Source organism: uncultured Jatrophihabitans sp. (assembly GCF_964252635.1).
Taxonomy (GTDB): Bacteria; Actinomycetota; Actinomycetes; order Mycobacteriales; family Jatrophihabitantaceae; genus Jatrophihabitans.
This window is the reverse complement of sequence record NZ_CAXUNP010000040.1, coordinates 22,172-32,799: the sequence shown is the minus strand read 5'-3', so window position 1 is coordinate 32,799 and position 10,628 is coordinate 22,172. Positions and strand designations below refer to the sequence as shown.

Sequence of the window (10,628 nt, the reverse complement as noted above, 5' to 3'; positions counted from 1 at the left end):
CTGATCCGCGAGGGCGAGGGCGTCGCCGCCCAGGTTCTCGTCAAGCTCGGCGCCGACCTGAACAAGGTCCGCCAGCAGGTGATCCAGCTGCTCAACGGCTACCAGAGCAAGGAGCCGTCCGGCGCCGCCGCCGAGGCCACGCCGTCCACCTCGCTCGTCCTGGACCAGTTCGGTCGCAACCTCACGCAGTCCGCGCGTGACGGCAAGCTCGACCCGGTCATCGGGCGCGAGAAGGAGGTCGAGCGCCTCATGCAGGTGCTCAGCCGTCGCACCAAGAACAACCCCGTCCTGATCGGCGAGCCGGGCGTCGGCAAGACCGCCGTCGTCGAGGGGCTGGCGCAGTCCATCGTCAAGGGCGAGGTGCCCGAGACGCTGAAGGACAAGCAGCTCTACACGCTCGACCTCGGCTCGTTGGTCGCCGGTTCGCGGTACCGCGGTGACTTCGAGGAGCGCCTGAAGAAGGTGCTCAAGGAGATCCGCACCCGCGGCGACATCATCATGTTCATCGACGAGATCCACACCCTCGTCGGTGCCGGTGCGGCCGAGGGCGCCATCGACGCGGCGTCCATCCTCAAGCCCATGTTGGCCCGCGGCGAGCTGCAGACCATCGGGGCCACCACGCTCGACGAGTACCGCAAGTACCTCGAGAAGGATGCCGCGCTCGAGCGCCGCTTCCAGCCCGTGCAGGTAGGTGAGCCGACGGTGGCGCACACCATCGAGATCCTCAAGGGCCTGCGCGACCGGTACGAGGCGCACCACCGCGTTTCGATCACCGACGCCGCTCTGGTGGCCGCGGCCGGCCTCGCCGACCGCTACATCAGCGACCGCTTCCTGCCCGACAAGGCGATCGACCTCATCGACGAGGCCGGCGCGCGGATGCGCATCCGCCGGATGACCGCGCCGCCGGACCTGCGCGAGTTCGACGAGCGCATCGCCGACGTCCGTCGCGAGAAGGAATCCTCCATCGACGCGCAGGACTTCGAGAAGGCGGCGGCTCTCCGCGACAAGGAGAAGACGCTGCTCGGTGACAAGGCCAAGCGCGAGCAGGAGTGGAAGGCCGGCGACCTCGACGTCGTGGCCGAGGTCGACGACGAGCAGATCGCCGAGGTCCTCGCCATCTGGACGGGCATTCCGGTCTTCAAGCTCACCGAGGAGGAGACCTCGCGGCTGCTGCGCATGGAGGACGAGCTGCACAAGCGCGTCATCGGCCAGGAGCAGGCGATCAAGGCCGTTTCGCAGGCCATCCGGCGCACCAGGGCCGGGCTGAAGGACCCGAAGCGTCCCGGTGGCTCGTTCATCTTCGCCGGCCCGTCGGGCATCGGTAAGACCGAGCTGTCCCGTGCGCTCGCCGAGTTCCTGTTCGGCGACGACGACGCGCTGATCCAGATCGACATGTCCGAGTTCCACGACCGGTACACAGTGTCGCGGCTCGTCGGTGCCCCTCCCGGCTACGTCGGCTACGACGAGGGCGGGCAGCTCACCGAGAAGGTGCGTCGCAAGCCGTTCAGCGTCGTGCTGTTCGACGAGGTCGAGAAGGCCCACCCGGACATCTTCAACACGCTGCTGCAGGTGCTCGAGGACGGTCGGCTCACCGACGGTCAGGGTCGGGTCGTGGACTTCAAGAACACGGTCCTGATCATGACGACCAACCTCGGTACCCGGGACGTGTCGAAGGCCGTCGGGCTGGGCTTCGCCGCCAGCAATGACGAGCAGTCGAACTACGAGCGGATGAAGCTCAAGGTCAACGACGAGCTCAAGCAGCACTTCCGCCCCGAGTTCCTCAACCGCATCGACGACATCATCGTGTTCCACCAGCTGACCGAGGCGGAGATCGTCAAGATCGTCGACCTCATGACGGCGCGGCTGGACACCCAGATGCGCAACAAGGACATGGGCATCGAGCTCACCTTCGACGCCAAGCAGTTGCTGGCCAAGAAGGGCTACGACCCCGTGCTGGGCGCCCGACCGCTGCGTCGGACCATCCAGCGCGAGATCGAGGACCCGCTGAGCGAGAAGATCCTGTTCGGCGAGCTGTCCGCCGGCGAGATCGTGGTCATCGGCACCGAGCCCGAGGACGCGATGAAGAAGGACGGGCCGCAGAAGTTCACCTTCCGCGGCGAGGCCAAGCCGTCCGCGCTGGTGCCGGACGTGCCGCCGGCCGGCATCTCCGCCGACTGACGCACGACGCACGATCGCCGAAGCCCCCGCGACCCAGGTCGCGGGGGCTTCGTCGCGTCCCGTGTCCCGCGGAACGCCCGCTGTCGCTCCGGACGATCAGTTCCTCCCGACTTGCCGATGGATCACGTCTTCCTCGTGAGTTGCCGGGTCCGGCCTCGGAAACGGCAACTCGGGAGGAAAAGCTGATCACCGTCGGCACTCAGCCGGGGAGGGCGTAGCGGCCGTCGGGCAGCGGGTCCACGAGACCGTCGGCGACCAGGCCGTCCAGTGCGCGCCCGCGCTGCGCGTCCTCGCTCCACACGGCGTCCAGCGCCTCGGCCGCGACGGGGTCGGGCGAGGCGCGCAGCACGTCGAGCAGGAGGCCCCGCACCTGCCGATCGGTGCCCGCGAATCCCTGTGGACGCGCCACCGGCCCGTCGTACGGCGGCGACCCGGCGGCCAGCCAGGCGCAGCGGTCGGCGATCGGGCACTCCGGGCACCGCGGCGCCCGAGCGACGCAGACCAGCGCCCCGAGCTCCATCAGTGCCACCCCGAACCGGGCCGACGACGCCGCGTCCGGGGGCAGCAACGCCTCGACCGCGGCGTGATCGCGCGTCGCCGACGGGAGGCCCGCCGCCCCCTGCCCGGACACGGCGCGCGCCACGACCCGCCGGACGTTGGTGTCCACCACGGGGTGCCGCTGACCGAACGCGAACGACGCGACCGCGCGGGCGGTGTACGTGCCCACCCCCGGCAGGCTCTCCAGCTCGTCGACGGATTTCGGCACCCGCCCGTCGAAGCGCTCGCGGAGCTGCGTCGCGCAGGCGTGCAGGCGAAGCGCCCGGCGCGGGTAACCGAGCTTGCCCCAGAGGCGGACCGCCTCGCCGGCCGGCGCCGCGGCCAGATCCGCCGGGGTCGGCCACCGGGCGAGCCACGCCTCGTACACCGGGAGCACCCGGGCCACCGGCGTCTGCTGCAGCATGATCTCGCTGACCAGCACCGCCCAGGCGCCGGCGCCCGGTCGTCGCCAGGGCAGGTCCCGGGCGGTGCGGGCGTACCAATCCAGGACCGGCGTCGACAGCGGGCTGGTCACGACCCGTCATCGTCGCACGGCGCCGGGCAAACCTGGCAGGGCACGTTCCGGCCGATAGGCGCGTCGGGCGCCGGGCCACAGGCCGACCGGATAGCGTGGGGTCGCCATGCTTCGTCCCGTTGGATCCCAGCCGCCCTCGGTGTACTGGCGTCGTCGTCTCATCCTGGTCGGCTCGATCGTGCTGGTCATCGTGCTGCTCGTGGTCACCGTCCAGGCCCTGACCTCGAAGGACGGCAGCTCGTCCGCGGCCGGTTCGGGATCGCCGTCCCCGAGCCGGGTGTCGACGACCGCGCCACCGTCCTCCACGTCGCCCGCCACCAGCTCGGCTGCGTCCTCCTCCTCGGCGAAGAGCTCCGGCTCCTCCTCGTCCGCACGCACGACCGCGCCGCCGGCCATGTGCCGGTCCGCCGCCCTGTCGATCAGCGCCGTGGTGGCCGACCCCAGTTACAAGGTCGGCGCGGCGCCCAAGCTGGAGCTGCAGGTCACCAACGTCGGGAAAGCACCCTGCGTGCAGGACCTCGCCGACAAGCAGGTCGTCCTCAAGGTCTACAACGGCGAGTCGCGGGTCTGGGGGAGTCACGACTGCGAGGTCCAGCCCGGCACCGACCTGCGCACCCTGGCGGTGAACAACTCGGTACGGGTCACCCTCACCTGGTCGGGCTTCACGTCGCGACCCGACAACTGCAAGTCCCGGCAACGCGTCGGCGCCGGCACCTACACCCTCTACGCGACGCTGTCGGGCAAGACCGGCAAGGCGGCCCAGTTCACCATCAGCTGAACCGGTCGATGATCGACGCTCAGCTGAACCGGTCGATGATCGACGCTCAGCTGAACCGGTCGATGATCGACACCTCGGCGAGGCGCGAGATGCCCTCGCGCACCGACCGGGCGCGGGCCTCGTCGACACCGTCGACGATCTGCAGGTCCTCGACGGAGGCGGCCAGCAGCTTCTGCAGGCCGGCGAAGTGCTCGACGACGCGGTCCAGGATGCTGGCGGGGATGCGCGGCACGCGGGCGAGCAGGCGGTAACCCCGGGGGCTGACGGCGCTCTCCTGGCTCTCCGGGGTGTCCGGCAACCCGAGCGCGCCGGCGACCTGGGTGAGGTCGAGCAGGTCCAGCGCGGACAGCTGTGCGAGTTCCTCGAGCACCTGCTGGGTCGGCCGGGCGCGCCGACCGGCCGGGACGTAGTCGCGCGCCAGGAACTCCCGATCGGCATCGACCCCGGCGAGCAACTCGTCGAGCTGCAGGGCGAGCAGCCGCCCGTCGGTACCGAGCTCGACGACCTGGCCCGTGACCTCGTCGGCGATCCGACGGACCATCTCGAGACGTTGCGCCACGACGGCGGCGTCGCGGACGGTGACGAGGTCCTCGATCTCCAACGCCGACAGCGAGTGCGACACCTCGTCCAGGCGCGATTTGTAACGCTCGAGGGTGGCGATGGCCTGGTTGGCGCGGGCCAGCAGCTCGCCGCTGCTCACGACCACGTAGCGCAGGTCGCCGACGTAGAGGCTGATGATCCGCATGGACTGCGACACCGAGACGACCGGGTAGCCGGTCTGGCGGGCGACCCGCTGCGCGGTGCGGTGCCGGGTGCCGGACTCCTCGGTGGGGATGGCCGGGTCGGGCATGAGATGGGTGGCCGAGTACATGATGCGTAGGCCGTCGGTCGACAGCACCACCGCGCCGTCCATCTTGCACAGCTCCCGCAGCCGGGTGGAGGAGAAGTCGACGTCGAGGGGGAAGCCGCCGGTACACAGCCCCTCGACCACCGGGTCCCAGCCGATGACGATGAGGGCGCCGGTGTTGCCGCGGAGGATGCGCTCGAGGCCGTCCCGCAACGGCGTCCCGGGGGCCACGGTCGCGAGGACCCCGCGCAACGCCGTTTCGTCGCGTTCGATGGTCGACACGGGACTCCTCACCGGGATCAGCCCGCCGCCCGGGGGGCCCGGCTCGCGGTCGGTGTGTGCTCAGTCTAGGTAATGATCGGCTCCGGCTGTGTACGTCGAGTGCGCAACGACTACGCAACGATGTCGGCCCGCACCCCGGATCGCGCCCGGAGGTCGCACGGCTCAGTCGGTGGCGGGCACCGGACGCAGCTGCACGCCCGACGCCGCGGTGCGGACCGTGGACATCGGCGGGGCCTGCAGGGCGAGGATGGCCTCGCGCAGCGTGCCGACCTCGACCAGACGGGCCGGGCCCACCTGGCGGCCGGCCCGGGCGCGGGTGCCGACCGGCACGATCACCCGTTTGTAGCCCAGCCGGAAGGCTTCCGCGGTGCGCTCCGGCATCATCGGGACGGGGCGCACGTCGCCGGACAACGTCACCTCACCGATCACGGCGGTGTCGAGCGGAACCACCCGGTCGCCGTGAGCGGACATGACCGCGAGGCACACGGCGAGGTCGGTGCCGGGATCGGAGACCCGCATGCCGGCCGCCGTGGCGATGTACACGTCGCGGTTCCAGAGGAACTCACCGCCGGCGCGCTCGGTGACCGCGATGAGCATGGCCGCCCGTCCGGTGTCGATGCCGGAGACGGCCCGCCGCCCGTTGGGCACGACCGCGGTGCCGACCAGGGCCTGCATCTCGGCGACGAGCGCGCGGGCGCCCTCGACCGTGACCGTCGGGCAGATGCCCGACACCGGGGTCGTGCGGTGCTCGCGGAACAGCGAGCTCGGGTCGAGGACCTCGTGCATCCCGTCGTCGCGCTGCTCGAACGCCGCGACCTCGAGCGCGCCGAACCGGTTCTTGACGGTGCGCAGCAGCCGCAGGGACGTGTGCTTGTCGCCGTCGAGGCTCAGCGTCGTGTCGACGATGTGCTCCAGGGCGCGGGGGCCGGCGACCGTCGAGTCCTTGGTGACCTGGCCGACCAGGATCATCGGCAGGCCGCGCGCCTTGGCCACCCGGCTCAGTGCCTGGGCGACCTCCATGGTCTGCGTGACCCCGCCGGCGCGGCCTTCCACGTCGGCCGACGCGATGGTCTGCACCGAGTCGATGACGACCAGCGCCAGCCCGGCCGCGTGCTCGTCGAGATGGCCGATGACCGCTCCCAGGTCGATGTCGTCGGCCAGGAGCAGGTTGGTGCTGGTGACCCCGATCCGGCGGGCCCGCAGCGCGATCTGCTCGACCGACTCCTCGCCGGAGACGTAGAGGACGGGGCGGTCCTCACCGCGCGCGACGCGGTCGGCGACGGCGAGCAGCAGGGTGCTCTTGCCCGACCCCGGCGGCCCGCTGCACAGGCACACCTGGCCGGGCACCAGGCCGCCGCCCAGGACGCGGTCGAACTCGCCGATGCCGGTGGGGAGCCGCAGGGTCGGGCCGTCGTCGGCGATCTCGGACACGCGGCGGGCCGGACGGGCGGGCGTGCTGCCCCGGGTGCTGGACCGCAGCCCCGGGTCGCGCGCCGGAGTGGCCGCGACCTCGACCATGGTGGAGAACTCCGCGCACTTCGGGCAGCGGCCGTACCACTTGCCGGCGGTGGCGCCGCACGCCTGGCAGCGGAAGGTCGTAGCGGTGCGCGCCACCTCAGCGCCCCCTGCCGGTGGCAGGTGCGGGGCCGGCGCAGAAGGTCATGCGCGCACGGTAACGCCGTGGTCCGACAGAACCGGCCCGACACCCGGCGATCCGGGTGGCGACGGCCGGTCGGGCGGGTGCAGCGGTGCGGTCAGTCGCCCTCGCCGGAGGCCGAGCCGCTGGGCGCCGGCACGGTGGAACCGCTCTCGTCGTTGGACAGCGCGACCGGGACGGCGATCGAGACCGTGCCCGCGCGGGCGAACGTCAGGGTCATGCGCACGGTGTTGCCGGCGCGGACGGTGGCCTTGGTGCCGGTGACCAGCAGCGAGCCGGTCGCGCTGGGCACCCCGAACGAGGTGCGGGAGCCGTTCGGGATCCGGACGGTGCGGCTGGCCTGCGGCGCGGGGGACGGGGCGGGCCCGCCCTCAGCGACTTGGTTCCCGGCTGCGACCGAGCTGTACGCGCCCCAGCCCGAGACGGCGGAGGAGCTGATGTTGGTGAGCAGGTCGCTGGACGTGCCGTTGTTGACCAGCACGACGGTGAGCTTGAGCGTGGAGCCCTTGGGGAACGACGCGCCCTGGGTGGGGGCCTGGATGAGCAGGTTGCGGACGCCGATGGAGCCGACGTTGGCGTTGACCCCGCCGATCGACGGCTTCTGGTCCGCCGTCTGCGCCACGCGACCGGCGGCGCACGCCGAGGTCAGCAGTGCGGCGGCGACGAGGATCGCTCCCGCGGTGGTGCGGCGGCGCGCGGCCCCGGGTGCGTTCACGTCTGACTCCTCGAAGCTGTTCGTCCAGCGGGCACGATCCGCTGCACCCGCCAGGGTAGCGAGGGGGTCGCCCGGAGCTGCGGCCGACCGCCGACGGCGGCCGTCCACGGCGCCGTGAGCGTGCTGCAGGCCCCGTCTCACGGGGTTTTCCGAGCTTGACAAAAGAAGTTGACCACCCTATGGGTCCCGAGCCCCGTGTTATCCTTGGAGGAGCGAAAGGGGCTGCATTACATGACTTTCAAGGTCGGCGAGACCGTTGTCTATCCACACCACGGAGCTGCTCTCATCGAGGCTATCGAGGAGCGACTTCTCAAGGGAGTCAAGAAGACCTACCTGCGGCTGAAGGTGGCCCAGGGTGACCTCACGGTGCTGGTGCCGGCCGAGAACGCCGAGGTCGTCGGCGTCCGTGACGTCGTGGGGCAGGAGGGCCTGGACAAGGTCTTCGAGGTGCTGCGTACCCCGCACACGGAGGAGCCCACCAACTGGTCGCGCCGCTACAAGGCGAACGGCGAGAAGCTGGCCTCCGGCGACGTGAACAAGGTGGCCGAGGTCGTTCGTGACCTCTGGCGTCGCGACCGCGACCGCGGGCTGTCGGCCGGTGAGAAGCGGATGCTGGCCAAGGCGCGGCAGATCCTCATCAGTGAGCTCGCGCTCGCCGAGGGCACCAACGAGGACAAGGCCGAGGTCGTGCTGGACGAGGTGCTCGGCGAGGCCGTCGCCTAACCGGTTCCACCCACTGAACGACGAGCTGTCGATGACGGCGCAGGACCTGTCCTGCGCCGTCATTCTCGTTGCGGCCGGCAGCGGTGAACGGCTCGGCGCGGCCGTCCCCAAGGCTTTCGTGTGCGTCGGCGGGCGCACCCTGCTCGAGCACGCCGCCGAGCGGTTCCGCGGCCATCCCGCGGTCCGCGAGATGTGCGTCGTCGCGCCGCAGGATCAGGTGCACGAGGCGCGCGGGCTGACGGCGCGTACCAACGCCGTCGTGGTCGCCGGGGGAGCGACCCGCCAGGAGTCCGTCTCGGCCGGCCTGGCCGCGCTGACGTCCGATGCCGCCTTCGTGCTGGTCCACGACGTCGCCAGGCCGTTCGTGCCCGTCGAGGTCATCGACCACGTCGTCGCCGCACTGCGCGCGGGGGCGGACGGGGCGATCCCGGTCGTGCCCATCCACGACACCGTGCGTCGCGTCGACGGCGCCGGGGAGTTCGTCGGCGTGGTCGATCGCAGTGAGCTGGTGGCGGTGCAGACCCCACAAGGTTTCCGTCGGTCGGCCCTGATCGACGCCCACGAGGCCGGCCGGGCGCTGCGGGTCACCGACGACGCTGCGCTGGTCGAGGCGGCCGGCGGCCGGGTGGTCGCGGTGCCGGGGGCCGACGCCGCCTTCAAGATCACCCGCCCGTGGGACCTGGCCGTCGCCGAGGCGGTGGCCGGTGGTGTCTGACCTGCGCACCGGCGTCGGGGTCGACGTCCACCCCGTCGAGCCCGGACGCGACTGCTGGCTGGCCGGGCTGTTCTGGCCGGGCATCGACGGCTGCGAGGGGCACTCCGACGGCGACGTCGCCGCCCACGCCGCCTGCGACGCGTTGTTGTCGGCCGGTGGCCTCGGCGACCTGGGCGCGGTGTTCGGTACCGGGCAACCGCAGTGGGCCGGAGCATCCGGGGTCACCCTGCTGCGCGAGGTGGTGCGACTCGTCGACGCGGCCGGGTGGACGGTCGGCAACGTCGCGGTCCAGGTGATCGGCAACGAGCCCAAGATCGGCCCACGGCGCGCCGAGGCCCAGGCCGAGCTGCAGGCCGTCATCGGGGCGCCGGTGTCGCTGGCTGCCACCACGACCGACGGGCTCGGGCTCACCGGGCGGGGCGAGGGTCGGGCGGCGATCGCCACCGCCCTGCTCACCCGCTGACACCCTCGCGCGAAGCGTGCTGACCCGCGCGGGGAAGCGGTCAGGAGGGCGCGAGGGCCTGGGACAGGTCCGCCCAGAGGTCCTCGACGTGCTCGATGCCCACCGACAGCCGCAGCAGGGTCGGCGGGGTGCCGTAGGACGCGTCGCCGGGGTGCGCGGCGCGCCGCTCGATCGTCGACTCCACTCCGCCCAGTGACGTCGCGTGCGTGATGAGCCCGACGCGCCCCGCGACCCGGTCCGCTTCCGCCACCTCGCCGGCCACCTCGAAGGAGACGACGGCCCCGAAACCCGCGTGGTCGCGGGCCGCGATCGCGTGCCCCGGGTCGTCGGGCAGGCCCGGGTACCGGACGCGCGCCACCGCGGGGTGCGTCGACAGACGGGCGGCCAGCTCGGCCGCGTTGGCGCCCGACCGCTCCACCCGCAGCGCGAGCGTCCGGACCCCGCGGGTGGCGAGGTAGGCCTCGAGCACTCCGGGGACGCTGCCCGCGAGCGTCCGCCGGCCGTGCAGCGCCTCGTGCAGCTCGGCGGACCCGGTGGTGAGCACCCCCATCAGCGCGTCCGAGTGGCCGGCCAGGTACTTGGTCGCCGAGTGCATGACGACGTCGGCGCCGAGGTCGAGCGGACGCACGAGCAGCGGCGAGGAGAAGGTGGCGTCCACGGCGAGCAGGGCACCCGCCTCGTGGGCGACCGCGGCCAGGGCCGGAAGGTCCGCGACCGTCATGAGCGGGTTGGACACCGTCTCGACCCAGAGCAGGGCCGCGCCGGCGCAGGCCTCGCGGACGGCGTCGTGGTCGGTCATCTCGATCCGGCGAACGTCCAGGCGCCCCAGGGCCTGCTGCTCGTCGTACAGGCCGACGTACCCGCCGTACCCCTCCCGCGAGACCACGACGGGTGAGCCCGCCGGCAAGCGGTCCACGAGCGCTGCGAACGCGGCGATGCCGCTTCCGAAGGCCAGCGTCTCGCCGCCCTCCAGGGCGCCGACCACGGTCTCGAAGGCGCGCACGGTGGGCGAGACGTCGTGGCGGGAGTAGGCGTTGTGCTCCCCGTCCGACCGGTAGGCCGTCACGGGCGAGATCGCGGTGTTGATCGGCGCCCCCGGTTCGTGCGGCCGGCCGAGCGAGACGGCGACGGACTCGGGGCGCAGGCGCGGTTCGGTCACGCCGCCACGCTAACGACTCGCATCGGTCGGCCCCACCCC

Annotated in this window: 10 protein-coding genes; 5 read left to right on the top strand and 5 right to left on the bottom strand. The window is 72.1% G+C overall.

Annotated features, from left to right (window positions below):
• On the top strand, positions 1-2,178 hold a 2,178-nt coding region (locus ACFFCA_RS15795), incomplete at its 5' end, for an ATP-dependent Clp protease ATP-binding subunit (protein ID WP_375486470.1).
• 199 nt (positions 2,179-2,377) lie between these two features.
• Here ACFFCA_RS15795 and ACFFCA_RS15790 read toward each other — a convergent pair.
• Positions 2,378-3,250: an A/G-specific adenine glycosylase gene (locus tag ACFFCA_RS15790; protein ID WP_375486468.1), complete on the bottom strand. Its 873-nt coding sequence runs from the start codon at positions 3,248-3,250 to the stop codon at positions 2,378-2,380.
• Positions 3,251-3,356: 106 nt separating this feature from the next.
• On the opposite strand from ACFFCA_RS15790, the gene ACFFCA_RS15785 reads away from it, so the two are divergent.
• A complete protein-coding gene (locus ACFFCA_RS15785; protein WP_375486466.1) occupies positions 3,357-4,028 on the top strand; it encodes a hypothetical protein in 672 nt (223 codons plus the stop codon).
• A gap of 46 nt (positions 4,029-4,074) precedes the next feature.
• Here ACFFCA_RS15785 and disA read toward each other — a convergent pair whose 3' ends face one another.
• The 3 genes from disA to ACFFCA_RS15770 form a co-directional block, all read right to left on the bottom strand.
• A complete protein-coding gene (gene disA, locus ACFFCA_RS15780) occupies positions 4,075-5,157 on the bottom strand; it encodes a DNA integrity scanning diadenylate cyclase DisA (protein WP_375486464.1) in 1,083 nt (360 codons plus the stop codon).
• 162 nt (positions 5,158-5,319) lie between these two features.
• The gene (radA, locus tag ACFFCA_RS15775; protein WP_375486462.1) at positions 5,320-6,771 is read right to left on the bottom strand and encodes a DNA repair protein RadA; all 1,452 of its coding nucleotides are present in this window, start codon (positions 6,769-6,771) and stop codon (positions 5,320-5,322) included.
• Between the two features lie 140 nt (positions 6,772-6,911).
• The gene (locus tag ACFFCA_RS15770) at positions 6,912-7,529 is read right to left on the bottom strand and encodes a hypothetical protein (RefSeq protein WP_375486460.1); all 618 of its coding nucleotides are present in this window, start codon (positions 7,527-7,529) and stop codon (positions 6,912-6,914) included.
• 231 nt (positions 7,530-7,760) lie between these two features.
• Here ACFFCA_RS15770 and ACFFCA_RS15765 point away from each other — a divergent pair, with 231 nt between their 5' ends.
• Genes ACFFCA_RS15765 through ispF form a run of 3 tightly spaced genes read left to right on the top strand, consistent with a single transcriptional unit; the run spans position 7,761 to position 9,430 of the window.
• Positions 7,761-8,252 (top strand): CarD family transcriptional regulator, encoded by a 492-nt coding sequence (locus ACFFCA_RS15765; RefSeq protein ID WP_375486458.1) that lies wholly within the window; start codon positions 7,761-7,763, stop codon positions 8,250-8,252.
• A gap of 31 nt (positions 8,253-8,283) precedes the next feature.
• Positions 8,284-8,967 carry a 2-C-methyl-D-erythritol 4-phosphate cytidylyltransferase gene (ispD, locus tag ACFFCA_RS15760; RefSeq protein WP_375486456.1) on the top strand — a complete coding sequence of 228 codons (684 nt, stop codon included), beginning with the start codon at positions 8,284-8,286 and terminating at the stop codon, positions 8,965-8,967.
• Position 8,968: 1 nt separating this feature from the next.
• Positions 8,969-9,430, top strand: a complete 462-nt coding sequence (gene ispF, locus ACFFCA_RS15755; protein WP_375486474.1) for a 2-C-methyl-D-erythritol 2,4-cyclodiphosphate synthase — start codon at positions 8,969-8,971, stop codon at positions 9,428-9,430.
• 40 nt (positions 9,431-9,470) lie between these two features.
• Here the strand turns inward: ispF and ACFFCA_RS15750 are convergent, their stop codons facing one another.
• Positions 9,471-10,589 (bottom strand): trans-sulfuration enzyme family protein, encoded by a 1,119-nt coding sequence (locus tag ACFFCA_RS15750; RefSeq protein WP_375486454.1) that lies wholly within the window; start codon positions 10,587-10,589, stop codon positions 9,471-9,473.
• Positions 10,590-10,628 lie beyond the last annotated feature (39 nt).